A 24,435-nucleotide genomic window follows, 5' to 3' on the forward strand; every position below is an offset into this window, starting at 1 on the left:
GGTCAGGACTCGGGCGAGTCCTGCAGGCGGGTGATCAGGCTGGAGGTGTCCCAGCGCCCGCCACCGGCGGCCTGCACCTCGGCGTAGAACTGGTCGACCAGCGCCGTGACCGGCAGTTGCGCGCCGTTGCGGCGAGCCTCGTCGAGGACGATCCCCAGGTCCTTGCGCATCCAGTCCACCGCGAAGCCGAAATCGAAGCGCCCTTCCAGCATGCTCTGATGACGGTTCTCCAATTGCCAGGATTGCGCCGCGCCCTTGCTGATCACTTCCATGGCCGCCATGCCGTCGAGGCCGGCGCTCTGGGCGAAGTGCAGCGCCTCGGACAGCCCTTGCAGCAAGCCGCCCACGCAGATCTGGTTGACCATCTTGGTCAGTTGGCCGCTGCCCACCGGGCCCATGCGCCGCACCATGCGCGCGTAGGTGGCAATCACCGGTTCGGCGCGAGCATAGAGGTCCGCATCGCCACCGACCATCACCGTCAACGCGCCGTTCTCGGCACCGGCCTGGCCGCCGGACACCGGTGCATCGAGGAAGCCCAGCTCACGCTCGGCTGCCGCCACCGCCAGCTCACGGGCGACTTCGGCCGAGGCGGTGGTGTGGTCCACCAGCACCGAACCGGGCTGCATGCCGGCCAATGCGCCCTCCTCGCCCAACACCACGCTGCGCAGGTCATCATCGTTACCCACGCAGCACATCACGAAGTCGGCCCATTGCGCGGCTTCGCGCGGAGTATCCGCCGAGCGGCCGCCGAACTGCCTGGCCCACTGCGCCGCACGGCTTGCGGTGCGGTTGAAGACACACACCTCATGTCCTTCGCGCGCCAGGTGCCCGGCCATGGGGTAACCCATAACGCCCAGGCCGATGAATGCCACTTTCGCCATCGCAGTCCCCTTGTCCGATCAAGTCGCTCAGCCTAGCACAGCGGTTTGCCGGTCCCGCAAACGCCTTCCATACTCGATTCGAACCCAACTTTCGAACCCAACCACGAGCACCGACTATGCCCCACTGGCTGGTGATCGACCTGGAAGCCACCACCGAGGAAGGCGGCTGGCCGGTCGAGGAAATGGAGATCATCGAGATCGGCGCGAGCCTGGTGGCCGAGGCCGACGGTCGCGAGCTCGACCATTTCCAGCGTTTCGTCCGCCCGCAGCGGCGTCCGCTGCTCACGGCCTTTTGCCGCGAACTCACCCACATTACCCAGGCCAACGTCGATGCCGCCGCGCCCCTGCATGAGGTCTGGCCGCAGTTCGAGCGCTGGCTCGCCCAGCACAGGCCACGCCTGGCCGGGTGGACCAGCTGGGGTGACTACGACCGCCATCAGCTGGAGCTGGAATGGCGCCGCCAACACCTGGACAGCCACCTTTCCCGCGTTCCCCACGTCAACCTCAAGCAGCGCTTCGCCCAGGCCCGCCAGCTCAAGCGCCCGGTAGGGCTGAACGCCGCCTTGCACCTGGCCGGCCTGCACTTCCAGGGGCAACCGCACCGCGCCCTGGAAGACGCCCGCAACACCGCCCGCCTGCTGCCGCTGACCCTGCCCGTCGCCGGCTGAAAGCGCCCCGCAATCGCTGACTGCACGGTCGCCTGCGCCGCTCTAGTGACGGGGCCTGCGGCCTTGGGCATACTGGCGGGCCCTTTTTCACCCCTCTAGCAGGAGAAGCCCATGTTCAAGGTCAACGAGTACTTCGACGGCACCGTCAAATCCATCGCCTTCGACATGACCGCAGGCCCCGCCACCATCGGCGTGATGGCTCCCGGCGAATACGAATTCGGCACCAGCCAGCTGGAGGTGATGCACGTCGTCGCCGGCGCGCTGACCGTCAAGCTGCCGGGCAGCGACAACTGGGAAACCTTCGAAGGCGGCAGCAACTTCACCGTGCCGGCCAACAGCAAGTTCCAGCTGAAAGTCGCCCAGGACACCGCCTACCTCTGCGAATACCGCTGAGTTCGGCGCGTCATGAAAAACCGGCCCTGGTGGCCGGTTTTTTATTGCCCGCGCTACAGCCAAGCCAGACCTGTAGGAGCGAGCTTGCTCGCGAACCACTTCCCGGCGGCTCCGGCGCTGGGCTGTTCGCGAGCAAGGACCGGGCGTCCCCCTCGGTTCTACGAAAAGCAGTCACGCAGTCCGGCATCCAGCTGATCCCGCAACCACGCATCCTTCTCCGCGATGAACACCAGCCGCGAACCCTGCGCCGCCTCGGTCAGCGTCGCCGGGCGTAACTGGTAGCGCCCGCCCACATATTGCAGCCACGCCGCCTCGTCCTGCCCCGTCAGGCGTATCAGCCCCTTGAGGCGCAGCAACCCGCGCGGCAACGTCTCCAGCCAGTGCTTCAGCCGCACGCCGTCGAAGTGTTCATCACCCTGCCAGCTCCAGCTGTGGAACAGCTCGCCATGGTCGACACCTTCCTGCCCATGCGGCCGCAGCTTGCGCGACGGCTCGCCCAGCAGCAGCTCATCGGGAATCTGCGCCTGGATGGTTTCCAGCACTCGTGCTCCGCGCCCGAAGCGCTCGCGCTGACTCGCGCGCTCGTCGGTATCCAGCAGGTCGCACTTGTTCAACAGCAGCAGGTCGGCCGCTGCTGCCTGCATGCGCTCCAGCCGTGCGTACTCGCCTTCCAGCGGTTCACGACGGGCAGCGTCGACCACCGTCAGCACCGCATCCAGGTGCAGGCGCCTGCGCAGCTTCGGGTAGCCCAGCGTCTGCACGATGCGTTGCGGGTCGGAAACCCCGCTGCACTCGATCACCACCTGTTCCAGCGGCGGGTGCATATTCGCCAGCCGCTCCAGCTGCGCCAGCAGGTCGTCCTGCACCGAGCAGCAAATGCAGCCATTCTCCAGGCTGTACACGGCCTCGGTCTGCTCGGCGATCATCCCGGCGTCGATGTTCAGCTCGCCGAAATCATTGACGATCACCGCCAGCCGCCGACCCTCGCAGCGCTCCAGCAGGTTGCGCAGCAGCGTGGTCTTGCCCGCGCCGAGGAAGCCGGCGACCACCGTCACCGGGATGCTCGCGGCGTTCATGCGTTGACCCCGTCGATGCGTGGTGGCTCGCCCTGCCACACCGCCGCCAGGGCGGTGTCGCTGAACTGGCCCAGACGGTCGTACACCGGGCGGCCCTCGACGAAGGTCAGTTGTACTTCGGTGCGATGGATGTAGTTGCGCGCCGGCTGCTCGAAGAGGTTGCGGTCGAGCACGATGAAGTCCGCCGACTTGCCCGCCTCCAGGCTGCCGGTGAGCTGTTCCAGGCCCATGGCATAGGCGCCATTGAGCGTCGCTACGCGAATCGCCTGTTCCAGGCTGATCGGCTCGCCGAAGCATGCCGGGTCGTCGTTCCACGGATTCTGCCGGGTGACCAGGGTTTCCAGCGCCAGCCAGGGGTCGATGGACGCCACCGGCCAGTCGGTGCCGAACACCGCGATACCGCCGGCCGCCAGCACGCCCTTGAAGTCGTAGATGCGCTTCAGGCGATCAGGGCCATAGCCGGAACGCGCGCCGCTGGCGAAGGGCGTCGGGTACCAGGCCGCCGGGGAGAACTCGGCGATCACTTCCAGTTCGCGGAAGCGCTTGAGGTTGCCCGGATGCAGGATGGTGCTGTGCGCGCACTGGTGGCGCACGCCGCTGAAACCATTGCGCCGACGCGCTTCGGCCACTGCGTCGAGGAACACGTCGGACGCCGCATCGCCGGTGCAGTGGGCGATGACGCGGATACCGCGGCGATCCATGTCCACCACCATGTCGGTGATGTGCTCCGGCGTCAGGTTGAGCTTGCCGCGCCAGGCGTCCTCGCCCGGCCAGGGCGTAATAAGGAAGGAAGAGCGCGGCTCGACGGTACCGTCGAAGTGAAATTTCACCGCATTCGCCGACAGGCGTGCGCTGCGGTAGTAGTGGCGCTCGCCACTGAGCAGCTCCCAGCGACGGCGCACCGGGAAGATATCGTCCTGCCAGCTGATCGCGGCCTCGACCCGCAGGGTCAGTTGCCCGGCATCGTCGAGGTACTTGAGGGCATCCAGACGGTTCTCGCAGACGTGCAGGTACTTGGCCGCGGTGACCCCACGCGAACTCTGGAAATGCACACCCTCGCGGTAGGACTGGCGCAATACCTTGGCCGGCGTCGGCGGCATGGCGGCATGGATCAGTGCGTAGGCACCGTCGATCAGCAGGCCGTTGGGCTCGCCGGTCAGCTCATCGCGCTCCAGGTAGCCATTGCGCGGGTCAGCGGTGCTGGCATCGATGCCGGCCAGTTCCAGCGCGCGGGAGTTGACCATCATGGTCCCCCACATGCGGTCCAGCAGCGCAACCGGACGGTCCGGCATCACCGAGTCGAGCCACTCGCGGCCCGGCTTCAGCCCGGCTTCGCGGAAGGTGTAGCGCACCCAGTACTGGCCGTAGACCCAGCCATCGCCGGGATGGCTGTCGGCGTAGTCACGGATGGCTTTCGCCAGTTGCTCCGGAGTCGGGTCCTCGATGCCGACGTCGAGATCGTCGGCATAGCGTGGATTGAGCGCCAGGTCCGGATGGGTGTGCATGTCGTGCAGGCCGGGCATGCAGAACGCGCCTTCGAGATCGCGCACCAGGGTGTCCGCGCCGACCAGGTGCTCCATGTCCTCGCGGCGGCCCACTGCCAGCAGCCGGCCATCGCGAATGGCCACGGCTTCGGCCCAGGGCTGGGCGGGGTCCAGGGTATAGAAGCGGCCGTTGTGCAGCAGCAGTTCGGCAAAGCGATCAGTGGGGGAGTTGGAGGAGCGGAAGCGGTCCGGAGCGGTCATGGGAAGCCCTTGTTGTTCTTGTCCGTGGGGGCAGTATAGGGCTCGACTTTCAACCATTGACTAGCACAAGATGACAACTCGCTAGCATCAAACGACAGGTTGACCGCGCGAATGCCCACCGCTTCCTTCGACATCGATTACGCCGCGCGCCAGCTGTTCCGCCATTTCCTCGACGAATGGCGCGCTCGCCCCGCCCTGCCGCCCGTGACTCCCCTGCTCGGCGGCCTGGGCCTGCCGGCCGGTGGCGAAGCGGCGGCCGCGGAAATGAACTTCGCCCGCTACTACCGCCTGCTGCATCAGGCCGCCGGCCTGCTCGGTTCGAGCGATTTCTTCCTGCGCCTGGGCCAGCGCTACAACCTCTTCGATCTCGGGGTGATCGGCTATGCGCTGATCAGCGCGGCGAACCTGCGGCGCTCCTGGGATATCTCCCTCGGCCAGCCGTCGAGCCTGATGCCACATCCGATCCACACCCACCGCGAAGAAATCGGCGAGCACATCCGCCTGACGCTGCAGCTCCCGCCTTTCGGCGAGGTGGAACGCATTGCACTCTGCGAGGAATGGCTGAGCAGCACCTGGCGCTGGCTCTGTCAGCGCCTGCCGGACCTGGAAAACTGCGCCGGCATGCAATTGCACCTGCCCTATCCGCCGCCGGCCCATGCCGCCGTGTATGGCGAGCTCTTCCCCGGCCCCTGCCATTTCAATGCCGAGCAGGCCGAGTTGTGGATGCCGAAGGAATTTCACGACCGCCCCTTCTCCACCGCCAACCCCTCGGTGAGTCGGCTGTGCCAGGCGCAGGGCGCGGCAACGCTGGCCAGCTTCGAGCGCGGCCCGGCGCTACCGGACGATGTGCGCTACTACCTGCTGCAGAATGCGCGCATCCCGCTGCCGGACCTGGAGCAGACCGCCGCCTGGCTGCGCCTGCCACCGCATACGCTGCAACGCCGGCTGCGCGAGCACGGGCTGACCTTCAAGGGCATCGTTCTGGAAGTGCGGATGGCGCTGGCCCAGCGTTATCTGCTGGCCAGCCGGATGGCCCTGCAGGAGATTGCCTTCCTGCTCGGCTACGAGCACGTCACCAGCTTCCACCGGGCATTCCAGCGGTTTACCGGGACGACGCCGGAGCGGTTCCGCGCCGCGGGTGGGATCGCGCAGGAATGAAGCGATCGCGGACAAAGTCCGCTCCTGCGAGACACCTCTGCGCTTGGGCCATCCCTCACCCTAGCCCTCTCCCAAGGGGAGAGGGGACCGTTCGGTGCAGGATGAAACGTCGGCAACAGTCGGCACGGACTGCTCCCTCTCCCCCGGGAGAGGGCTGGGGTGAGGGGAAAGCATCGGCACGGGCTTCCCGAGAAAGACAGTTGCTCCTACGCCAGTGTTGCCATTTCGCGTAGGAGCGGACTCCGCCCGCGATTGTCTCGACGGCGCGCCTAACCTTCCTTCTCGCAATTGATCATCCACGGCACCCCGAAGCGATCTTCCACGGCGCCGAACAGCTCGGCCCAGAAGGTCTGCTCCAGCGGCATGGTGACCTTGCCGCCCTTGCCAAGGGCATCGAAGAGACGCCGCGCCTCGGCCTTGCTGTCGACATTGAGGGTGATCGACACGCCCTTCACCCCGTCGTACTGACCGCACTGGGGCGAAGCATCCGAACCCATCAGCACATGGCCGTCTACCTCCAGGCGAACATGGATGACACGGTTTTTCAGCGCCTCGGGCATGTCCTCGCAGCCCGGCGCATCGGAGAAGCGCATCAGCGCCGGCAGCTCGGCGCGCAGCACCTCGGCGTAATAACGGAAGGCTTCCTCGCAGTTGCCATCAAAGACCAGGTAAGCATTCATCAACATGGCGGTGTCCTCCAGATTCAGGATTTGCTGGCGATTTCGGCACGCAGGCGTTCTTCCTGCTCGCGCAGTTCCGGGGTGAATTCGGCGCCGAAATCCTCGGCCTCGAAGATTTGCCGGATCTCGATCTCGGACTCGCCGTCGAACGGGTTGGGCGAACGCCTGACCCAATCGATGCACTCCTGCAACGACGCGGTCTGCATGATCCAGAAGCCGGCGATCAGCTCCTTGGTTTCGGCGAACGGGCCGTCGATCACCTGCCGCGATGCGCCATCGAAGCGCACCCGCGCGCCCTTCACGCTGGGGTGCAGGCCCTCGCCAGCGAGCATCACGCCGGCCTTCACCAGCTCCTCGTTGTAGGCTCCCATGGCGGCGAGCAGCTCTTCCTTGGGCATTACACCGGCTTCGGAGTCGGCGGTGGCTTTGACGATCACCATGAAGCGCATGGTCTTTCTCCTCTTGTCATTGTCTTGTAGTTGCCAGCGTGGCGGCCGGTTGCTACCGGTTCCTGACATCTAGTCGAAGGGCGCGACGACAGATCGACAGTCATTGGAAAAAAATTTCCGCGGCGGCACAGGGGGAATGAGCATAGGCCGCCAGGGCACAGGAAGACGGTGAAATCGGAAATTTCGCTATGGACGGCCATCGCCAGCGCCGTTAGAACGGGGCGCTCAGATTAATCCGGGCGTCCCCATGCAGGTCCAGCTCATTCCCGTCATCGAACTGTTCTATCTGGTCGATGACGTTCCCTTGCCGATCGACGGGCCGTACTGGAAGCACGTGCAAAGCTGGCAGGCATTCCACGAGCGCAACCTGCAAGCCAACGGTTTCAGCCCGGGGCTCAAGCCCTATCTCCCGGGCAGCGCATTCCATCGCCTCGGTAACCTGAGCGACCCGGACATTTCGCGACTGATTCGCCTGCACTGCGCCGAGGGCCTGAGGGGGGCCGGGGACTGGCGGCAGATTCGCCCCCTGCCGGGCGGCTACGTCCTGCGGGTGGGCAATCTGGACATTCTCTTCCCGCAGTGCTGCAGCGACCTGGGCGACCTGCACAGCTGGCAGCGCATTGCCCAGGGCAAGGGTGCCTACCTCTACAGCGGCCACCCTTCACCGGTCATCTGCCAGCAGAATCAGTCCGCGAGTTTCGATTTCAACGAAAACGAACAGGGCGAAAGCTTCACCCCGCCGCCCGCCCTGCACTCGGTGACCGTGCCGCTGGCCGCGCTCAGGCGAGCCGTAGTGGCCGCCGATCGGGAACTGCGGATCTTCGCGGCGCGGCTGGAATTGCTCAACGCCGAAGAGGCACTCAAGGTGCCCGACATCGAAACCCTGCTGATCCGCGGACGCTAGCCCTCCGGGCTGGACAGTCTGCTCCGCGCTTCTTAGATTCAGTCCTTTTCGCATGACACGGAGCATTGCCCCATGAGCTTGGAATCGGTTCGCGCCTTCTTCGCCGAAAAGGCCCCCGACATCGCCATCATCGAGCTGGAAACCAGCACCGCCACAGTCGCCCTGGCCGCCGAGGCCCACGGCGTGGAGCCGGGCCGCATCGCCAAGACGCTGTCCCTGCGGGTGGGCGAGCGTACCGTGCTGGTGGTGGCCCGCGGCGATGCGCGGCTGGACAACCGCAAGCTCAAGGAAGCCTTTGGCGGCAAGGCCAAGATGCTCGGTGCCGAGGAAGTCGTGGAGCTGACCGGACATCCGGTGGGTGGGGTCTGCCCGTTCGGCCTGGCGACGCCGTTGCCGGTGTATTGCGATGTGTCCCTGCAGGCCTTCGACGAAGTACTGCCGGCGGCTGGGGCGGTGCACAGCGCCGTACGCATCGGGCCGCAACGCATGGCGGAGCTGGTGGCGGCGGACTGGATCGATGTCTGCCAGGAGCTGGTTGATCAACCAGCTTAGGTTTGCCGACCCATCGCGGACGAAGTCCGCTCCTACACCCGATGGAAATTCTCGGTAGGAGCGGACTCCGTCCGCGATGGGTGTCAGGCCGCTCCGATCCGTCAAGGTACATCCCCTGCTCCACCACTGTTGCCACAGCAACACCCACTCAACACTTTGCTGTTTGCCCAGCGCCTCAAGTGTTGGAGAAAAACATCAAACCATTGATTTACAAGACTTTTAAATTCCGGCACAGCTTGTGCAATGACCTGGACAGACAGGCCCGAACACCGGGCCGCTTCATCTGCCCCGAGGTCGCTGTACTGCCATGTCCCAACTCCCCGAATCCGCCCACTACGACATCCGTGAGCCGAACGCCCAGGTAATCGCCTCCGACGCCGAAGCCATCGACGTCGCCCACAAGGTCGCCGCCTTCCTGCTCGAAGGCGCCGCCGAGCGCGACCGCAACCGCGAAGTACCGCCGGAAGTGGTCGAGGTCTATTCCAACAGCGGCCTGTGGGGCATCAGCGTGCCGCGCGCCTTTGGTGGCGCCGAGGTGTCCTACGCCACGCTGGCGGAAGTCATCGCTATCATCTCCGCCGCCGACCCGTCGCTGGGGCAGATTCCACAGAACCACTACTGCCTGCTGGAAGACATCCGCCTGCAGGGCAGCGACGAGCAGAAGCGCTTCTTCTTCGATCTGGCACTCAAGGGCAACCGCTTCGCCAACGCGCTGTCGGAAACCGGCGGCAAGACCGTGCAGGACATCCAGACCCGCCTGCGCCGCGACGGCGACCATGTCGTACTCGACGGCCGCAAGGGCTACTGCACCGGCTCGCTCTACGCCCATTGGCTCGGTGTGCTGGGCCTGGACGAACAGGGCAACGCCCAGCTCGCCTTCGTCCCGCGTGGCACGCCGGGGCTGGTAATCGTCGACGACTGGGCGAGCATCGGTCAGCGCACTACCTCCAGCGGCACTGTGCTGGTGGAAGGCCTGCGTGTGCCGGCGTTCAACGTCTTCCCCACCCACCGCTCCTACGACGTACCGACCCTGGCCGGCCCGTTCGCGCAGATCACTACCGCCGCCATCGACGCCGGCATCGCCCGCGCGGCGCTGCGCGACACCATCACCTTCGTCCGCGAGCAGGCGCGCCCGTGGATCGACGCGGGCGTGGAGAAGGCCAGCGAAGACCCGTTGACCATCATCCAGGTCGGTGAACTGGGCATCCGCATCGAAGCCGCCGACGCCCTGCTGGAGCGCGCCGGCAAGGTGATGGACGCCGCTCGCCCGGCGCCGGACGAAGACAGCGTGGCCCGCGCCTCGGTTGCCGTGGCCAAGGCCAAGGTGCTGACCACCGAGGTCGCCATCGACGCCTCCAACAAGCTGTTCGAGCTGGGCGGCACCCGCTCCACCCTCGCCCGCCATGCCCTCGACCGCCACTGGCGCAACGCCCGCGTGCACACCCTGCACGACCCGGTGCGCTGGAAGTACCACCTGGTCGGCAACTGGCTGCTCAACGACAAGCGCCCGCCGCGCCACGACTGGAACTGAGGCCATCGCCATGAGCAAGCAGATCCGCCTCAACGCCTTCGCCATGAACTGCGTCGGCCACCTCTCGCCCGGCCTCTGGCGCCACCCGCGCGACCAGCAGGCCGCGCGCTATACCGACATCCATTACTGGATCGAACTGGCGAAAACCCTCGAACGCGGCAAGATCGACGGCCTGTTCCTGGCCGACGTGCTGGGCGTCTACGACGTCTACCACGGCAATGCCGGCGCCGCGCTGAGCGCCGGCGCCCAGGTGCCGGCCAACGACCCGCTGCAGATCGTCCCGGCCATGGCCGCGGCCACGGAGCACCTGGGCTTCGGCATCACCGCCTCGGTGTCGTTCGAGCACCCGTTCCCCTTCGCCCGGCGCATGTCCACGCTGGATCACCTGACCCGTGGCCGCGCCGGCTGGAACATCGTCACCTCCTACCTCAACAGCGGCGCGCGCAACCTGGGGCTGAAGCAGCAGCTCAACCACCAGCAACGCTATGCCCTGGCCGCCGAGTACCTGGAGGTCTGCTACAAGCTCTGGGAGGCCAGCTGGGACGATGACGCGGTAGTCGCCGACCGCAAGAGTGGCGTCTACGCCGACCCGCGCAAGGTCCACCCCATCGAGCACCAGGGCGAGCACTTCGAAGTGCCCGGCTTCCACCTCAGCCAGCCATCGCCGCAGCGTACGCCAGTGCTGTACCAGGCCGGCGCGTCGAGCCGCGGCAAAGCCTTCGCCGCCGGCAATGCCGAGTGCGTGTTCGTCGCCGCACCGACGAAAAACATCCTCCGCGACCAGGTCGCCGACTTGCGCCGCCTCGCCGTGGAAGCCGGTCGGCAGGCCGGCGATGTGCTGGTACTGAACCAGCTCACGGTGATCGTCGCACCGACCGACGCCGAGGCGCTGGCCAAGCTGGAAGACTACCGCCAGTACAGCGACCGTGACGGCGCCCTGGCGCTGGTCTCCGGCTGGACCGGCATCGACTTCGGCCAGTACGCGCCGGACCAGGTGTTGCGCCACGTACAGAGCGACGCCATCCAGTCCGCGGTGGACGCCTTCAGCGCCGCCGACCCGCAGCGCCAGTGGACCGCCGCCGAGATCGCCGACTACTGCGCCCTGGGCGGCGACGGCCCGCTGCTGGTGGGCTCGCCGCAGACCGTGGCGGACCAGCTGCAGGCCTGGGTCGAGGAAACCGACGTGGACGGCTTCAACCTCTCCAGCCTGGTGGCGCCGGAAACCTTCGTCGACATCGTCGACCTGCTGGTGCCGGAGCTACAAGCGCGCGGCCTATTCAAGCGCGAGTACGAACAGGGCACGCTGCGCCACAAACTGTTCGGCCAGGGCGACCGCCTCGGCGCCTCGCACCGCGCGGCCAAGCTGCGCAGGAACGCGCCTGGATCAGGGGAAGCGTGATGGACGGCTGGTTCCGCAACCTCGACTGGCACGACCTCGGCCAGGCCTGCCTGGACACCCTCGCCATGCTCGGCGGCGCGCTGGCCTTCACCGTGTTGCTGGGCCTGCCGCTGGGCGTGTTGCTGTACCTCACCGGCAAGCGCCAGCTGCACGCGAAGCCCGGCCTGTACCGCGCCCTGTCGGTGGTGGTGAACATGCTGCGTTCGCTGCCGTTCATCATCCTGCTGATCGTGCTGATCCCGGTCACCACGCTGGTCACCGGCACCTCGCTGGGCGTGCCCGGCGCCATCCCACCGCTGGTGGTGGGCTGCACGCCGTTCTTCGCGCGGCTGGTGGAAACCGCCCTGCGCGAAGTCGACCGCGGCCTGGTGGAAGCCACTCAGGCGATGGGCGCCAGCACCTGGCAGATCATCTGGCACACGCTGCTGCCGGAAGCACGCACCGGGCTGATCGCCGCCGTCACCGTGACCGCCATCGTGCTGGTGGACTACACGGCGATGTCCGGCGTGATCGGCGGCGGCGGCCTCGGCGACCTGGCCATCCGCTTCGGTTACCAGCGCTTCCAGACCGACGTGATGATCATCACCGTCGCCCTGCTGATCCTGCTGGTGCAGGCCCTGCAGATGAGCGGCGACCGCCTGGTGGCGCGCTACACGAGGCGCTGAATTCCCCGCCCACTCCCTCTCCGGGAGCGGCACCCATAACTCCCGCCGGCAGCCGGGCCCCGCTGCCATCAAGGCCCCACGTCCACACCACGACGGCCCACCCACTAATGCAACTTTCTAAACTGTGCATGGAGCAACACCCATGAAAAAGGCCATCGCCATTCTGGCGGCCGTCGTCGCCTTCTCCGCAAACGCGGGGGAGAAACTCGTTGTCGGCGCCACCCCGGTGCCGCACGCGGAAATTCTCGAATTCGTCAAACCGCAGCTGGCCAAGGAAGGCGTCGACCTGGACATCAAGGTCTTCACCGACTTCATCCAGCCCAACCTGCAGCTCGCGCAGAAGAACCTCGACGCCAACTACTACCAGTACCGGCCGTTCCTCGATGACTTCAACAAGACCCGCCACACCGACCTGGTGCCGGTGGTGGGCATCCACATCGAGCCGTTCGGCGCCTACTCCACCAAGTACAAGTCCCTCGCCGAGCTGCCCGACGGCGCCAGCGTGGCCATCCCCAACGACCCGGTGAACACCGGCCGCGCCCTGGTGCTGCTGGCCGAGAGCGGTCTGATCAAGCTCAAGGACCCGAGCAACCCGCAGTCCACCGAGCGCGACATCACCGACAACCCCAGGCACCTGAAGATTCGTGAGCTGGAAGGCGCCCTGCTGGCCCGCGCGGTGAAGCAGGTGGACCTGGCATTCATCTTCGCCAACTACGCCCTGGAAGCCGGTATCGACACCAAGAGCGCGCTGATCGTCGAGAAAGGCAAGGACCTCTACGCCGAGTTCCTGGTGGCGCGTCCGGACAACATCCAGGACCCGGGCATCCAGAAGCTGGCCAAGGCGCTGAATTCGCCGGAAGTCCGCCAGTTCATCCTGACCCGCTACAAGGGCGAGATCGCCCCGGCCTTCTAAGCGCCCCCGCGTTTGTCCTGTAGGAGCGAGCTTGCTCGCGAACCTTTCGGCCCCGAACCAGGGTTTGTTCGCGAGCAAGCTCGCTCCTACGAAGAGCTGCTCCGTCACCACAGGAAACCGCATGACCAACGAATCCGCACCCAAGGACCTTCGTGACCAGGCGCCCCGGCTACTCCCGGCGCGCCGTATCAGCAACGACGCCCAGGCCATCGACGCCGCCCACGAAGTGGCCCGCCTGGCAAAACCCGGAGCAGCCGCCCGTGACCGCGAGCGCGCGCTGCCCTGGAGTGAACTGGAACATTTCACCGCCCTGGGCCTTGGTGGCATCAGCATTCCCCGCGAGTACGGCGGCGCGCAGGTTTCCTACGCTACCGTCGCCGAAGTCTTCCGCGTGATCTGCGCTGCCGACCCGGCACTGGGACAGATTCCGCAGAACCAGTTCGGCCTGCTCAACGTCATCGACAGCGTCGCCAGCGAGGCGCAGAAGCGCGTGTTGTTCGGCGGTGTGCTCAACGGCCGGCGCATCGGCAATGCCGGCCCCGAGCGCAATACCAGAAACACCCTCGAACTCAAGGCGCGCCTGCTGCGCGATGGAGACAACTTCCGCGTCAGTGGCGAGAAGTTCTATTCCACCGGCGCGCTGTTCGCCCACTGGGTCGCGGTGAAAGCCATCGACGAGGAAGGCCGCGCCGTCATGGGCTTCGTCGAGCGCGGCGTGGAGGGTCTGCGCATCGTCGACGACTGGTCCGGCTTCGGCCAGCGCACCACCGCCAGCGGTACCGTGCTGCTGGAGAACGCCCGCGTCGCCGACTCGCTGGTGATCCACAACGGCCGCCTGGCCGACATCCCGAACATCCAGGGCGCCGTCTCGCAGTTGATCCAGGCCGCCATCGATGCCGGCATCGCAGCGAATGCGCTGGAAGACGCCATCGACTTCATCCGCACGCGCACTCGCCCGTTCATCGATGCCGAGGTCGAGAACGCCAGCGACGAGCCCTTCACTATCGCCGAGATCGGCCGTCTGCAGGTCGAACTGCACGCCGCCGAAGCACTGCTGGAACGCGCCGGCCACGTGCTCGACGAAGTCAGCGCACGGCCCATCGACGACGAATCCGCCGCCCGCGCCTCCATCGCCGTGGCCGAGGCCAAGGTGCTGACCACCGAGATCAGCCTGGCCGCCAGCGAGAAACTCTTCGAGCTGGCCGGCAGCCGCGCCACCCTCGCCGAATTCAACCTCGACCGCCACTGGCGCAACGCCCGCGTGCACACCCTGCACGACCCGGTGCGCTGGAAGGTCCAGGCGGTTGGCGCCTACCACCTCAACGGCGCCCGCCCGGCGCGTCATTCCTGGATCTGAGGAGCGCCGATGAACAGCATCGTTTTGTCCAACCCAGAGCTGGCCAATCCCGTCCATATCATCCGCAGCGACGACGAAGCGCTCGACGTCGCCCGCGTCCTGGCCGCCGACTTCCGCGAAGGTGCCATCGCCCGCGACCGCGAGCGGCGCCTGCCGTGGGATGAACTGGAACGCTTCAGCCACTCCGGCCTGTGGGGCATCACCGTGCCGCGCGAGTATGGCGGCGCAGGCGTTTCCCGCGTCACCGTGGCGCGGGTGATCGCCATCATTGCCGCCGCCGACGGCTCGCTCGGGCAGATTCCGCAGAACCACTTCTATGCCGTCGAGCTGTTGCGGGTGAATGGCAACGACGAGCAGAAAGCCCGCCTGTTCGCCGAGGTACTGGCCGGCGTGCGCTTCGGCAATGCGCTGGCGGAGATCGGCACCCGTACCGCCCACGACCGCACCACGCGGCTCAAGCGCGAGGATGGCCGCCTGCGCATCCATGGCCGCAAGTTCTACAGCACCGGCGCGCTCTATGCGCAGCGCATTCCGACCCTGGTGATCGATGACGATGGCCTGCAGCAGTTCGCCTTCATCGCCCGCGATGCGAAGGGCCTGGAAGTGATCGACGACTGGTCCGGCTTCGGCCAGCGCACCACCGGCAGCGGCAGCGTGGTGTTCGACGGCGCGCCGGTGGACGAGCGCGACATCGTGCCATTCCAGAGTGCCTTCGAACGCCCGACCACGGTCGGTCCGTACGCGCAGATTCTTCACGCCGCCATCGACGTCGGTATCGCCCGAGGCGCCTACGAGGATGCGCTGTTGTTCCTCCGCGAGAAGGCGCGGCCGTGGATCGATTCGGGCGTGGATAAGGCCAGCGATGATCCGCTGGCGATCAACGAAGTAGGCCGCCTGGCGATCCGCCTGCATGCCGCCGAAGCGCTGCTGGATCGCTCCGGCCGAGTGCTCGACGCCGCCACCTCCGAGCCGACTGCCGAAAGCGTTGCCGCCGCCTCCATCGCCGTGGCCGAGGCGCGGGCGATCACCACCGAAGTCTCGCTGCTGGCCGGCAGCAAGCTGATCGAACTGGGCGGCAGCCGCGCCAGCCTCGCCGAACTGGGCCTGGACCGCCACTGGCGCAACGCCCGCGTGCACACCCTGCACGACCCGGCGCGCTGGAAGTATTTCGCGGTGGGCAACTACTACCTCAACGGCAAGCTGCCGCCGCGCCGGGGGACGCTGTGATGCCCCGCGCCATACCGGTTTTCCGTAGGAGCGGACTCCGTCCGCGATCAGCCCCCACTGTGCGCCCCATCGCGGACGGGGTCCGCTCCTACGAAAGCAATCCGCAGCAGACCGGGTGGGTTTCGAGCAGGCCCCCGGCCAGCGATGTAGGGCGCATAACGCCTACGGCGTTATCCGCCACCGCCGCGGATACCCCGTTCCCGGGTATTCACCATGCCCGTGCCGCAGCGCCGTTGCCGAGCCGTCGGCGCAAGGAATCCCCATGAGCCAGAAACAGATTCTCCTCAACGCCTTCAGCATGAATTGCGCCGGCCACATCAACCACGGCCTGTGGACCCACCCGCGCGACCGCTCGACGGACTTCAACAAGCTCAGCCACTGGACCGAGCTCGCGCGCCTGCTGGAAAAGGGCCTGTTCGACGGCTTGTTCCTCGCCGACATCCTCGGCGTCTACGACGTCTACCAGAACGGCATCGAGCTCACCGCCAAGGAAGCCATCCAGCTACCGGTGAACGACCCGCTGATGCTCGTCTCGGCCATGGCCGGCGTTACGCAAAATCTGGGCTTCGGCGTCACCGCCAACCTCACCTACGAGGCGCCCTACCCGTTCGCCCGCAGGCTTTCCACGCTGGATCATCTGAGCGATGGCCGCATCGGCTGGAACATCGTCACCGGCTACCTGGAAAGCACTGCCCGCGCCATGGGCCAGGACCGGCAGATCGATCACGACCGCCGCTATGACCGCGCCGACGAATACCTGGAGGTGCTCTACAAGCTCTGGGAAGGCAGTTGGGAAGACGACGCCGTGCTCGCCGATCGTCAGCGCCGCATCTACGCGCAGCCGGGCAAGGTGCACAAGGTTCGCCACCACGGCGAGTTCTTCGATGTCGAGGGTTACCACCTCAGCCAGCCGTCGCCGCAGCGCACGCCGCTGCTGTTCCAGGCGGGCGCATCCAATCGCGGGCTGGCCTTCGCAGCACGCCACGCCGAGTGTGTATTCGTCTCGGCGCAGACACGCGAGGCCACCCGCGTGCTGGTGGAGCGCATCCGCCAGGCGGCGGTGGACGCGGGCCGGCGGGCAGACGATATCAAGGTGTTCATGGGCATCAATGTGATCGTCGCGCCGACCGAGGCCGAGGCGCGCGACAAGCTCGCCGAGTACCGCCGCTTTGCCAGCGCGGAAGCCGGTCTTGCGCACTTCGCCAGCACCACCGGCATCGACTTCTCGCGCTATGCGCTGGACGAGCCGATCCGCTACGAGAAAACCAACGCCATCGAATCCGCCACCAAGGCCCTGACCGTCGCCCGCACCGACGCCACCGTGCGCCAGCTGCTGGAACAGCTCGCCCTCGGCGGGCGTTACACCACACTGGTGGGCAACCCGCTGCAGGTCACCGATGAGCTGCTGGGCTGGATCAACGATGCCGGGCTCGATGGCTTCAACCTGACCCGCACCGTGGAGCCGGAAAGCTACGCCGACTTCATCGAACTGGTCGTGCCCGAACTGCAGAACCGCGGCGCCTACAAGACCGCCTACGCCGACGGCCCGTTGCGGGAAAAACTCTTCGGCGCCGGCCGCGCCCGCTTGCCCGCGCGGCATGTCGGCGCGAGCTACCGCCAGGCAACCGCCACTGGAGCGACTCCAGCCTTCTCTCTTTAAAAGGCCGTCAGGCTCTAAAACCCATAAGGATTCGTTGCCATGCATGCACGCTTCAAGCTCACCCTCGGCCTCTCGCTGAGCCTCCTCGCCGCCGGCCTCGCCCAGGCCGCCGACACCCTGCGCCTGGGCACCACCGCAGCTTTCGCGCCACCGCTGGAAGTGGCGGTGAAGGAAGCCGCCCAGCAAGGGCTGAAGGTCGAGCTGGTGGAATTCACCGATTGGAACGCGCCGAACATCACCCTCGACCATGGTGACATCGATGCCAACTACTTCCAGCACACACCCTTCCTGGAGAACGCCAACCGCGAGGGCGGCCTGCACCTGAAGGCCTTCGCGCCGGGGATCATCAACAACGTCGGCCTGTACTCGACCCGCTACAAGGCCATCGCCGACCTGCCCGACGGCGCCAAGGTCGCCATCGCCAACGACCCGATCAATGGCGGCCGCGGCCTGCAGCTGCTGCAGAAGGCCGGGCTGCTCAAGCTCAAGGACGGCGTGGGCTACAAGGCGACCCTCGACGACATCGTGGCCAACCCCAGGCACATCCAGATCATCGAGCTGGAGGCCGTGCAACTGGTGCGTGCGCTGGAGGATGTCGACCTCGCGCAGGGCTACCCGCATTACATCCGCCTCGCCGGGACCATCGATCCGAACAGCGCGCTGCTGTTCGACGGTATCGAGAACAAGGAGTACGTCATCCAGTTCGTCACCCGCGATGACTACAAGGACTCGGACGGCAAGCTGAAGCAGTTCGTCGACCTCTACCAGCATTCGCCGCAGGTCCGCGCCGCGCTGGACAAGGCCCACGGCTCGCTCTACCAGCCGGGCTGGCAGTAACCGCCCCAGCGTTTACGTAGGAGCGGACTCCGTCCGCGATAGGTCCGCATCGCGCCCGAGGCCATCGCGGACAGAGTCCGCTCCTACAACGATTGCCGGACTCGCAAGCTTGCTTTCGTAGGGCGCATAACGCGCCAGCGTTATCCGCCGCATAGCAGCCAGCGGATAACCTGTTCCAGGTTATGCGCCCTACGTTCCTTGCCCCACATTTCAGGAACAGGCCCCCACCATGGTCAGCTTCAACCGCAACCTCGAACTCGCCACCCAGCACATCGCCCTGCGCGGCCTGGGCAAGACCTACGCCGGGCACCACGGCCCGGTGGAGGCACTCAGCGACATCGAACTCTCCGTCCGCCGTGGCGAAGTGTTCGGCATCATCGGCCGCAGCGGCGCCGGCAAGAGCTCGCTGATCCGCACCCTCAACCGCCTGGAGCAACCCAGTGCCGGCCAGGTGCTGATCGACGGCGAGGACATCGGCGCCTTCGACGCCCAGCAACTGGTTGGCCTGCGCCGCCGCGTCGGCATGATCTTCCAGCACTTCAACCTGATGTCGGCCAAGACCGTGGCGCAGAACATCGCCCTGCCGCTGCGCGTGGCCGGCGTGCCGAAGGCGCGCATCGCCGAGCGGGTGGATGAACTGCTGCAGCTGGTCGGGCTGGAAGACAAGCGCCACGCCTACCCGGCACAGCTCTCCGGCGGGCAGAAACAGCGCGTCGGCATCGCCCGCGCGCTGGTGCACCAGCCGGAAATCCTGCTCTGCGACGAAGCCACCTCGGCGCTGGACCCGGAAAGCACCCAGGCCATCCTCGCGCTATTGCGCGACATCAACCGCCGCCTGGGCCTGACCATCGTGCTGATCACCCACGAGATGGCGGTGATCCGCGAAATCTGCGACCGCGTGGTGGTGCTCGAACGCGGCCGTATCGTCGAACAGGGCGATGTCTGGGAAGTCTTCGGCAACCCGCAGCACGAGGTCAGCCGCACCCTGCTCGGCTCGTTGCAACAGCACCTGCCACCGGACCTGCTGGCGCGCCTGGAGCATCCTTCGGCCGACGAAGTCATCCTCGACCTGCACTACACCGGCGTGCGCGAACAGGAGCCGGACCTGCTGGCCATCGCCCAGGCGCTGGGCAGCCGCATCAGCCTGCTGCACGGCGGCATCGAACGCATCCAGGGCCGCGCCCTCGGCCGCCTGCTGCTGAGCGTCGCTGCCCCTGCCGCGAGTGCCCCGCAGCTGCTCGAACGCGCCCGCGACGTCGCCGATCGGCTGGAGGTACTCACCCATGCCTGATCGTTTGCTGCAAGGCTTGCTCGACACCCTGCTGATGATCGGCGCGTCCTCGGCCATCGTCCTGCTGGTGGGTATTCCGCTGGCCCTGGTGCTGGTCACCACCGGCCCCGGCGGGATCTTCCAGGCACGCCTGGTCAACCAGAGCCTGGGCAGCGTGGTCAACGTGCTGCGCTCGATCCCCTTCCTGATCCTGATGGTCGCGCTGATTCCCTTCACCCGCCTGATCGTCGGCACCAGCTACGGCGTGTGGGCCGCGGTAGTACCGCTGACCATCGCCGCCACGCCGTTCTTCGCACGCATCGCCGAAGTCAGCCTGCGCGAGGTCGACCATGGTCTGATCGAGGCGGCGCAGGCGATGGGCTGCCAGCCCCGGCACATCATCTGCAACGTGCTGCTGCCCGAGGCACGGCCAGGCATAGTCGCCGGCTTCACCATCACCCTGGTGACCATGATCAACTCCTCGGCCATGGCCGGCGCCATCGGTGCCGGCGGCCTCGGCGATCTCGCCTATCGCTATGGCTACCAGCGCTTCGACACCCAGGTGATGCTCACCGTGATCATCCTGCTGGTGGCACTGGTGACGCTGATCCAGTTCGGCGGCGACCGCCTGGCGCGCTGGCTCAACAAACGGCTGTGACGTTCGTCAGCTGATTCCGCTTCGGCCCTGCTCTCACGCGGGTTGCGTCTAACCTGACAACACACCCGCCCCTCCGTGCCCAGGCACAGTTCGTGGATGCGTGGCGTCCCTGTGCTCATTGCGGAGGCGTTCGTCATGGCCAACCCCCTTTCCACCCTGGGTATCGTGCACACCGCCATCAGCCTGGTGCCCCTCGTTGCAGGCATCTGGGCGCTCTACCAGACAGGGCGCATCGACCCACGCAGCCGTGCCGGCAAGTGGTATGTCTACGGGATGATCCTCGGTGTGCTGACGGCATTCGGACTCTCCAGCACCGGCGGCTTCAACGCCGGGCACGCCATCGGCATCCTCTGCCTGGTCGCCATTGCTGTGGGCAGCTACGCCCAGCGTGTCGGTGTACTCGGCGGCCTGGGTGAGTACGTGGAAACGGCAGCCATGAGCTTCAGCTTGTTCCTGATGATGATCCCCACGCTCAACGAATCGCTGTCGCGGCTGCCGCCCTCCAGCCCGATCGGCCAGGGGCCGGATTCGCCGCCAGTACAGACGGCCGTGATGATCGCCCTGCTGCTGTTCTTCATCGGCGTGCTCTACCAGTTCTACCGTATCCATCGGCGCCGCGTACCGCCGGCACGTCCTGCGCACTGACGGTCTATGCTGGCGACGTCATCCTGCTGGAGCGCCGCCATGACCGTCCGCCGCATCGTCGCCAACCTCGCCACCGGCAAACCCGCCGAAGTGGCGCGTTTCTACCGCGAGCTGTTCGACCTGGAGGTCGTGATGGACCATGGCTGGATCCTCACGCTCGCGAGCGACGAGCAGGCCCAGGCGCAAATCAGCCTGGCCAGCGAGGGTGGCTCCGACGCGCCGGTACCGGACCTGTCCATCGAGGTGGACAACCTGGATGAGGTGCACGAACGCGCGCGCACCGCCGGTCATGCGATTGCCTACCCACTGACGGCCGAGCCCTGGGGCGTGCGCCGGTTCTTCCTGCGCGACCCGCTGGGAACGCTGGTCAATGTGCTGGAGCATGCCTAGCCGGTAACCGTTCGTCAGCCGCCCCGCCACCAGTCCTTCCGGCCCGGCAAACCGCCGCAATCGTCCTAGACTGCACTGGGCGCCCCCAGCCTCCGGCCGGAGCGGCGCAGATCGGATTCATCACCTGTCCTGGCGAGCCGTTGAACAGCAGTGTGCCCAGCACCGCAGGCCACAGGACCCGGCGCCCCAGACGGCGCCAGTTCCCTACATGAGCAATGCCATGTCAGAACGCGAACCATCGTCGACAGCGCCATCCGTTCCGTTGCAGGCGCAGGTGCATACCCGGGCTCCGGCTTCGCCCCGGGCACTTCCCGCCATGTCGCGAGTTCGCCAGCTCACCGCCCGTCTGGGTGGGTTGTTATCACCACGCCTCAGTCCAGCGCAGCAGATGCCGCCGGGCGTCATGAAGGATCAGCCCCAGGAGATCACCATGAGTATCCGCAATTCCAAGGAACCCGCTGAAGACGCCGACCAGCAGCGCCCCTTCGCCAACCCGGACGACCATCTGTCGCAGCTCTACGATCTGCCGCCCGGCCAACTGCCGGACGCACTGGGCGCAGCCCCCGGCGGGACCTCGGGCGCCCCCACGGAAGCCGCCGGCTATGCGCAGAAACAGCAACAGAGTGCGCAACACACCCTTGATCAGCTGGACGAACTGGACGAGGCCCTGCTCCGCGAAGCGAACCGGCCCACCGTGAAGCCCAAGGGCGCTGCGGCCTATACCCCGGTAGATCCCGCCAGCCAGGCGGACCAGTTGCTGGCGGCGGCCGTCTCGCCACAATCCAGCGATACCGAGAATGTGCTGCAGGACGTACAGACCACCCTGGACTCCCTCGCCGGCATGGCCCAGGGGCTTTCCCAGCAGCGCCTGGACTCCATCAAGGAACGCGAGGGGCTCGATGCCCGCCAGGAGCAGGCCGACGAGCGTGAACGCCTGCTCAACGAACGCGAAGATACCTTGCGCCAGTGGGAGCAGCGCTTGCAGCAAGAGAAGGCTGCCCTGGCCCAGCAGGGCGAACAGCAGGCCGCGACGCTGGCGGAACGCAGCGCCACCCTGCAGGCTCTGGCAGAGACCGTCGACAGCCGCGACCGCGCCACTGCGAAACGCAGCGAAGCACTGCGCAGCGAGCAGGAGCAGCTGGAACGCAAGCTAGCCCAGATGCGTGTTCGCCATACCGAACTGGATGGCCGCGAAACCATGCTGCAACAGAAGGACAACGAACTGACCGAACGCTTCAAGCAGTTGGTGGATGCCAAGGAGCGTTTCAGCGCTATCGTTCGCAGCTTCAACGAAACAGTGCGCTTCAACACCGCGCTGAGCGCCATCAGCAAAACCGTCGGCACACGCGCAGGTGATCTCTGATCCAGCCGCAGGATGCCGGGGCCACGCGGCCCCGGCATCGCGCATCAACGGTTGAGGAAGCCCAGCAGGTCCTCGTTCACCTGGTCGGCCAGGGTGGTGCACATGCCGTGCGGCCCGCCCTTGTAGACTTTCAGCTCGCCCTTCTGCACCAGCTCCACCGAGCGCCGGCCGGCGGCGTCGATGGGCACGATCTGGTCGTCGTCGCCGTGGAGGATCAGCGCCGGCACGTCGATCTTCTTCAGGTCCTCGGTGTAATCCACCTCGGAAAACTCGTGGATGCACAGGTACTGGCCCAGGTGCCCGCCGGTCATGCCCTGCAGCCAGAAGTTGTCGATCACCCCCTGGGACTGCTTCGCGCCGGGCCGGTTGTAGCCATAGAACGGTACCGCCAGGTCCTTGAAGAACTGTGAACGGTCTTCCTTCACCCCCTTGCGGATACCATCGAACACATCGATCGGCAGGCCACCGGGGTTGGCCGCGGTCTTGAGCATCAGCGGCGGCACCGCGCCGATCAGCACCGCACCGGACAACCGTTTCGTGCCGTGGCGGCCGATGTAGTGCGCCACCTCGCCGCCACCGGTGGAGTGGCCGACCAGGGTTGCACCCTTGAGGTCCAGTGCATCAATCACCGCCGCCAGGTCGTCGGCGTAGGTGTCCATGTCATTGCCGTTGGCCGGCTGGCCCGAACGGCCGTGGCCACGCCGGTCATGGGCGATGACCCGGTAGCCCTTCTGCACCAGGAACAGCATCTGCGCATCCCAGGCGTCAGCGTTGAGCGGCCAGCCATGGGAGAACACCACCGGCTGCCCACTGCCCCAGTCCTTGTAGAAGATCTCGGTGCCATCTTTCGCTTTCACGATGCTCATTTGGGTCGTTTCCTTCAGGGAGTGGTTGAAAAGAAACGCCGCAACTCCGGCGACTGCGGGCCGCTCTACGGCGGCCTTGAGCATAGCCAGCGCAATGGCGCCGACAGCGCCAGCCGATGGCTTTCCGACGAGCGACGGCTCAGCCGATACCGGCGCCGAACAGACCGCCGAGCCAGTCGGAGAACACCCGCAGGCGTCGCGACATCTGCCGGCGCACCGGGTACAGCACGCTGACCGGCAGCGGCGGCGGCTGCCAGTCGCGCAGCACTTCCACCAACTCACCGCTGCCCAGTCCTTCGCGCAGGTGATAGCGCGGCGCCTGGATCATGCCAAAGCCGGCACGGCAGGCGGCAATGTAGGCGTCGGCGTTGTTCACCGAAATCCGGCTGGACAACCGCTGGGTGCGCAATTGCCCGTCGAAGCGGAACTCCAGGTCGAAGATGCGTCCGCTGGAGGCCGACTGATAGTTCACCGCCAGATGCCCTTCGAGCCGATCCGGGTGCTCGGGCAGGCCGAACGCCTGTACGTAGGTGCGGCTCACGCAGGTCAATTGTTCCAGCTCGGCGATGCGCCGGCCGACCAGACTGGAGTCCGGCAAATCGCCGGCGCGCAGCACGCAGTCCACGCCCTCGCGCACCAGATCGACCTGGCGGTCATTCAGGCTCAGTTCGAGCTCGATCTGCGGGTAGCGCCGGCAGAATTCCGGCAGCGCCGGGATCACCACCAGCCGCCCGAGCGAGCTGGGCAGATCGACGCGCAGCTTGCCGCGTGGGTTGTCGGGCGAGTCGGAGAAGCAGTTCTCCGCCTCTTCCAGATCCTCCAGCAGGCGCACGCAGCGCTCGTAGTAGGCCTGGCCATCGGCGGTGACACTGACCTGCCGCGTGGTGCGGCGCAGCAGCTGCACGCCCAGGTGCGTCTCCAGTTGCTGGATCAGCTGGGTCACGCTGGCGCGCGGCAGTTGCAGGCTGTCCGCCGCCTTGCCGAAGGCCTTGAGTTCGACGATGCGGGTGTAGACCTGCATGGCCTGCAAGCGGTCCATGGCGCACTCCGATTATTCATCCAGGATGAATAGTTAAACCGCAATCAGCCGGTTTATCCATGTCGGACAAACAACAAGAATGGTCCTGCCCCTTTCCTCCCCCGGAGAA

25 protein-coding genes are annotated in these 24,435 nt (G+C 66.4%); 18 read left to right on the forward strand and 7 right to left on the reverse strand.

Features of this window, described 5'->3' with window-relative positions; genetic code table 11:
* Positions 1 to 2: 2 nt before the first annotated feature.
* The gene (locus N5C91_RS22525; protein ID WP_279832082.1) at positions 3 to 881 is read right to left on the reverse strand and encodes an NAD(P)-dependent oxidoreductase; all 879 of its coding nucleotides are present in this window, start codon (positions 879 to 881) and stop codon (positions 3 to 5) included.
* Between the two features lie 116 nt (positions 882 to 997).
* Here N5C91_RS22525 and N5C91_RS22530 point away from each other — a divergent pair, with 116 nt between their 5' ends.
* Positions 998 to 1,549 carry an exonuclease domain-containing protein gene (locus tag N5C91_RS22530; protein ID WP_236174642.1) on the forward strand — a complete coding sequence of 184 codons (552 nt, stop codon included), beginning with the start codon at positions 998 to 1,000 and terminating at the stop codon, positions 1,547 to 1,549.
* A gap of 111 nt (positions 1,550 to 1,660) precedes the next feature.
* The gene (locus tag N5C91_RS22535) at positions 1,661 to 1,942 is read left to right on the forward strand and encodes a pyrimidine/purine nucleoside phosphorylase (protein ID WP_088417293.1); all 282 of its coding nucleotides are present in this window, start codon (positions 1,661 to 1,663) and stop codon (positions 1,940 to 1,942) included.
* Between the two features lie 158 nt (positions 1,943 to 2,100).
* On the opposite strand, the gene N5C91_RS22540 is transcribed toward N5C91_RS22535, so the two are convergent.
* Complete coding sequence (locus tag N5C91_RS22540) at positions 2,101 to 3,018, reverse strand: GTP-binding protein (protein ID WP_279832084.1); 918 nt, start codon at positions 3,016 to 3,018, stop codon at positions 2,101 to 2,103.
* Positions 3,015 to 4,763, reverse strand: coding sequence for an amidohydrolase (locus N5C91_RS22545; RefSeq protein WP_279832085.1), 1,749 nt, complete (start codon positions 4,761 to 4,763; stop codon positions 3,015 to 3,017). The genes N5C91_RS22540 and N5C91_RS22545 overlap by 4 nt, the downstream gene beginning before the upstream one ends.
* Before the next feature lie 111 nt (positions 4,764 to 4,874).
* Between N5C91_RS22545 and N5C91_RS22550 the strand changes: the two genes are divergently transcribed.
* The gene (locus N5C91_RS22550) at positions 4,875 to 5,921 is read left to right on the forward strand and encodes an AraC family transcriptional regulator (RefSeq protein ID WP_279832087.1); all 1,047 of its coding nucleotides are present in this window, start codon (positions 4,875 to 4,877) and stop codon (positions 5,919 to 5,921) included.
* Between the two features lie 269 nt (positions 5,922 to 6,190).
* On the opposite strand, the gene N5C91_RS22555 is transcribed toward N5C91_RS22550, so the two are convergent.
* Both N5C91_RS22555 and N5C91_RS22560 read right to left on the reverse strand, forming a co-directional pair.
* Complete coding sequence (locus N5C91_RS22555; protein WP_279832090.1) at positions 6,191 to 6,607, reverse strand: VOC family protein; 417 nt, start codon at positions 6,605 to 6,607, stop codon at positions 6,191 to 6,193.
* A gap of 17 nt (positions 6,608 to 6,624) precedes the next feature.
* Positions 6,625 to 7,050, reverse strand: a complete 426-nt coding sequence (locus N5C91_RS22560) for a YciI family protein (RefSeq protein WP_045208059.1) — start codon at positions 7,048 to 7,050, stop codon at positions 6,625 to 6,627.
* Positions 7,051 to 7,297: 247 nt separating this feature from the next.
* Between N5C91_RS22560 and N5C91_RS22565 the strand changes: the two genes are divergently transcribed.
* The 15 genes from N5C91_RS22565 (at position 7,298) to N5C91_RS22635 (ending at position 22,421) form a co-directional block, all read left to right on the forward strand.
* On the forward strand, positions 7,298 to 7,954 hold the full coding sequence (locus N5C91_RS22565) for a hypothetical protein (protein ID WP_279832093.1): 657 nt from the start codon (positions 7,298 to 7,300) through the stop codon (positions 7,952 to 7,954).
* Positions 7,955 to 8,026: 72 nt separating this feature from the next.
* Positions 8,027 to 8,506 carry a YbaK/EbsC family protein gene (locus N5C91_RS22570; RefSeq protein ID WP_236174636.1) on the forward strand — a complete coding sequence of 160 codons (480 nt, stop codon included), beginning with the start codon at positions 8,027 to 8,029 and terminating at the stop codon, positions 8,504 to 8,506.
* A 307-nt stretch (positions 8,507 to 8,813) separates the two neighbouring features.
* Positions 8,814 to 10,037, forward strand: coding sequence for an SfnB family sulfur acquisition oxidoreductase (locus N5C91_RS22575; RefSeq protein ID WP_279832096.1), 1,224 nt, complete (start codon positions 8,814 to 8,816; stop codon positions 10,035 to 10,037).
* A gap of 10 nt (positions 10,038 to 10,047) precedes the next feature.
* Positions 10,048 to 11,436: an LLM class flavin-dependent oxidoreductase gene (locus N5C91_RS22580; RefSeq protein WP_279832097.1), complete on the forward strand. Its 1,389-nt coding sequence runs from the start codon at positions 10,048 to 10,050 to the stop codon at positions 11,434 to 11,436.
* The gene (locus tag N5C91_RS22585; protein ID WP_236199869.1) at positions 11,436 to 12,101 is read left to right on the forward strand and encodes a methionine ABC transporter permease; all 666 of its coding nucleotides are present in this window, start codon (positions 11,436 to 11,438) and stop codon (positions 12,099 to 12,101) included. The genes N5C91_RS22580 and N5C91_RS22585 overlap by 1 nt, the downstream gene beginning before the upstream one ends.
* A 142-nt stretch (positions 12,102 to 12,243) precedes the next feature.
* A complete protein-coding gene (locus N5C91_RS22590) occupies positions 12,244 to 13,014 on the forward strand; it encodes a MetQ/NlpA family ABC transporter substrate-binding protein (RefSeq protein WP_236174632.1) in 771 nt (256 codons plus the stop codon).
* A 121-nt stretch (positions 13,015 to 13,135) separates the two neighbouring features.
* Positions 13,136 to 14,371: an SfnB family sulfur acquisition oxidoreductase gene (locus N5C91_RS22595; protein WP_279832099.1), complete on the forward strand. Its 1,236-nt coding sequence runs from the start codon at positions 13,136 to 13,138 to the stop codon at positions 14,369 to 14,371.
* A gap of 9 nt (positions 14,372 to 14,380) precedes the next feature.
* The gene (locus N5C91_RS22600; RefSeq protein WP_279832101.1) at positions 14,381 to 15,598 is read left to right on the forward strand and encodes an SfnB family sulfur acquisition oxidoreductase; all 1,218 of its coding nucleotides are present in this window, start codon (positions 14,381 to 14,383) and stop codon (positions 15,596 to 15,598) included.
* A 262-nt stretch (positions 15,599 to 15,860) separates the two neighbouring features.
* Positions 15,861 to 17,258, forward strand: a complete 1,398-nt coding sequence (locus N5C91_RS22605; RefSeq protein WP_279832103.1) for an LLM class flavin-dependent oxidoreductase — start codon at positions 15,861 to 15,863, stop codon at positions 17,256 to 17,258.
* 39 nt (positions 17,259 to 17,297) lie between these two features.
* Positions 17,298 to 18,095, forward strand: coding sequence for a MetQ/NlpA family ABC transporter substrate-binding protein (locus N5C91_RS22610; RefSeq protein WP_279832104.1), 798 nt, complete (start codon positions 17,298 to 17,300; stop codon positions 18,093 to 18,095).
* 229 nt (positions 18,096 to 18,324) lie between these two features.
* Positions 18,325 to 19,386: an ATP-binding cassette domain-containing protein gene (locus N5C91_RS22615; protein ID WP_279832106.1), complete on the forward strand. Its 1,062-nt coding sequence runs from the start codon at positions 18,325 to 18,327 to the stop codon at positions 19,384 to 19,386.
* Complete coding sequence (locus tag N5C91_RS22620) at positions 19,379 to 20,023, forward strand: methionine ABC transporter permease (RefSeq protein WP_236199862.1); 645 nt, start codon at positions 19,379 to 19,381, stop codon at positions 20,021 to 20,023. Before N5C91_RS22615 ends, N5C91_RS22620 begins: the two co-directional genes overlap by 8 nt.
* 135 nt (positions 20,024 to 20,158) lie before the next feature.
* A complete protein-coding gene (locus tag N5C91_RS22625; RefSeq protein ID WP_279832107.1) occupies positions 20,159 to 20,668 on the forward strand; it encodes a hypothetical protein in 510 nt (169 codons plus the stop codon).
* Positions 20,669 to 20,707: 39 nt separating this feature from the next.
* Entirely contained in the window at positions 20,708 to 21,058 is a 351-nt protein-coding gene (locus N5C91_RS22630) for a VOC family protein (RefSeq protein ID WP_279832109.1), read from the forward strand.
* 430 nt (positions 21,059 to 21,488) lie between these two features.
* Positions 21,489 to 22,421 carry a hypothetical protein gene (locus tag N5C91_RS22635; RefSeq protein ID WP_279832111.1) on the forward strand — a complete coding sequence of 311 codons (933 nt, stop codon included), beginning with the start codon at positions 21,489 to 21,491 and terminating at the stop codon, positions 22,419 to 22,421.
* A gap of 44 nt (positions 22,422 to 22,465) precedes the next feature.
* Here the strand turns inward: N5C91_RS22635 and N5C91_RS22640 are convergent, their stop codons facing one another.
* Complete coding sequence (locus N5C91_RS22640; protein ID WP_236199858.1) at positions 22,466 to 23,287, reverse strand: alpha/beta hydrolase; 822 nt, start codon at positions 23,285 to 23,287, stop codon at positions 22,466 to 22,468.
* Positions 23,288 to 23,426: 139 nt separating this feature from the next.
* On the reverse strand, positions 23,427 to 24,326 hold the full coding sequence (locus tag N5C91_RS22645; protein WP_279832115.1) for a LysR family transcriptional regulator: 900 nt from the start codon (positions 24,324 to 24,326) through the stop codon (positions 23,427 to 23,429).
* Positions 24,327 to 24,435 lie beyond the last annotated feature (109 nt).

Origin of the sequence: Pseudomonas sp. GD03903 (genome assembly GCF_029840045.1) — a bacterium.
Taxonomy (GTDB): Bacteria; Pseudomonadota; Gammaproteobacteria; order Pseudomonadales; family Pseudomonadaceae; genus Pseudomonas; species Pseudomonas pseudonitroreducens.

Bases quoted from the DNA above. Each gene is read 5' to 3' on its own strand.
- N5C91_RS22565 (WP_279832093.1), top strand. From the start codon at position 7,298: ATGCAGGTCCAGCTCATTCCCGTCATCGAACTGTTCTATCTGGTCGAT.
- N5C91_RS22625 (WP_279832107.1), top strand. From the start codon at position 20,159: ATGGCCAACCCCCTTTCCACCCTGGGTATCGTGCACACCGCCATCAGC.
- N5C91_RS22545 (WP_279832085.1), bottom strand. From the start codon at position 4,763: ATGACCGCTCCGGACCGCTTCCGCTCCTCCAACTCCCCCACTGATCGC.
- N5C91_RS22570 (WP_236174636.1), top strand. From the start codon at position 8,027: ATGAGCTTGGAATCGGTTCGCGCCTTCTTCGCCGAAAAGGCCCCCGAC.
- N5C91_RS22575 (WP_279832096.1), top strand. From the start codon at position 8,814: ATGTCCCAACTCCCCGAATCCGCCCACTACGACATCCGTGAGCCGAAC.
- N5C91_RS22605 (WP_279832103.1), top strand. From the start codon at position 15,861: ATGAGCCAGAAACAGATTCTCCTCAACGCCTTCAGCATGAATTGCGCC.
- N5C91_RS22595 (WP_279832099.1), top strand. From the start codon at position 13,136: ATGACCAACGAATCCGCACCCAAGGACCTTCGTGACCAGGCGCCCCGG.
- N5C91_RS22525 (WP_279832082.1), bottom strand. From the start codon at position 881: ATGGCGAAAGTGGCATTCATCGGCCTGGGCGTTATGGGTTACCCCATG.
- N5C91_RS22590 (WP_236174632.1), top strand. From the start codon at position 12,244: ATGAAAAAGGCCATCGCCATTCTGGCGGCCGTCGTCGCCTTCTCCGCA.
- N5C91_RS22615 (WP_279832106.1), top strand. From the start codon at position 18,325: ATGGTCAGCTTCAACCGCAACCTCGAACTCGCCACCCAGCACATCGCC.
- N5C91_RS22610 (WP_279832104.1), top strand. From the start codon at position 17,298: ATGCATGCACGCTTCAAGCTCACCCTCGGCCTCTCGCTGAGCCTCCTC.
- N5C91_RS22530 (WP_236174642.1), top strand. From the start codon at position 998: ATGCCCCACTGGCTGGTGATCGACCTGGAAGCCACCACCGAGGAAGGC.
- N5C91_RS22600 (WP_279832101.1), top strand. From the start codon at position 14,381: ATGAACAGCATCGTTTTGTCCAACCCAGAGCTGGCCAATCCCGTCCAT.
- N5C91_RS22635 (WP_279832111.1), top strand. From the start codon at position 21,489: ATGAGTATCCGCAATTCCAAGGAACCCGCTGAAGACGCCGACCAGCAG.
- N5C91_RS22640 (WP_236199858.1), bottom strand. From the start codon at position 23,287: ATGAGCATCGTGAAAGCGAAAGATGGCACCGAGATCTTCTACAAGGAC.
- N5C91_RS22540 (WP_279832084.1), bottom strand. From the start codon at position 3,018: ATGAACGCCGCGAGCATCCCGGTGACGGTGGTCGCCGGCTTCCTCGGC.
- N5C91_RS22535 (WP_088417293.1), top strand. From the start codon at position 1,661: ATGTTCAAGGTCAACGAGTACTTCGACGGCACCGTCAAATCCATCGCC.
- N5C91_RS22645 (WP_279832115.1), bottom strand. From the start codon at position 24,326: ATGGACCGCTTGCAGGCCATGCAGGTCTACACCCGCATCGTCGAACTC.
- N5C91_RS22560 (WP_045208059.1), bottom strand. From the start codon at position 7,050: ATGCGCTTCATGGTGATCGTCAAAGCCACCGCCGACTCCGAAGCCGGT.
- N5C91_RS22555 (WP_279832090.1), bottom strand. From the start codon at position 6,607: ATGTTGATGAATGCTTACCTGGTCTTTGATGGCAACTGCGAGGAAGCC.
- N5C91_RS22630 (WP_279832109.1), top strand. From the start codon at position 20,708: ATGACCGTCCGCCGCATCGTCGCCAACCTCGCCACCGGCAAACCCGCC.
- N5C91_RS22580 (WP_279832097.1), top strand. From the start codon at position 10,048: ATGAGCAAGCAGATCCGCCTCAACGCCTTCGCCATGAACTGCGTCGGC.
- N5C91_RS22585 (WP_236199869.1), top strand. From the start codon at position 11,436: ATGGACGGCTGGTTCCGCAACCTCGACTGGCACGACCTCGGCCAGGCC.
- N5C91_RS22550 (WP_279832087.1), top strand. From the start codon at position 4,875: ATGCCCACCGCTTCCTTCGACATCGATTACGCCGCGCGCCAGCTGTTC.
- N5C91_RS22620 (WP_236199862.1), top strand. From the start codon at position 19,379: ATGCCTGATCGTTTGCTGCAAGGCTTGCTCGACACCCTGCTGATGATC.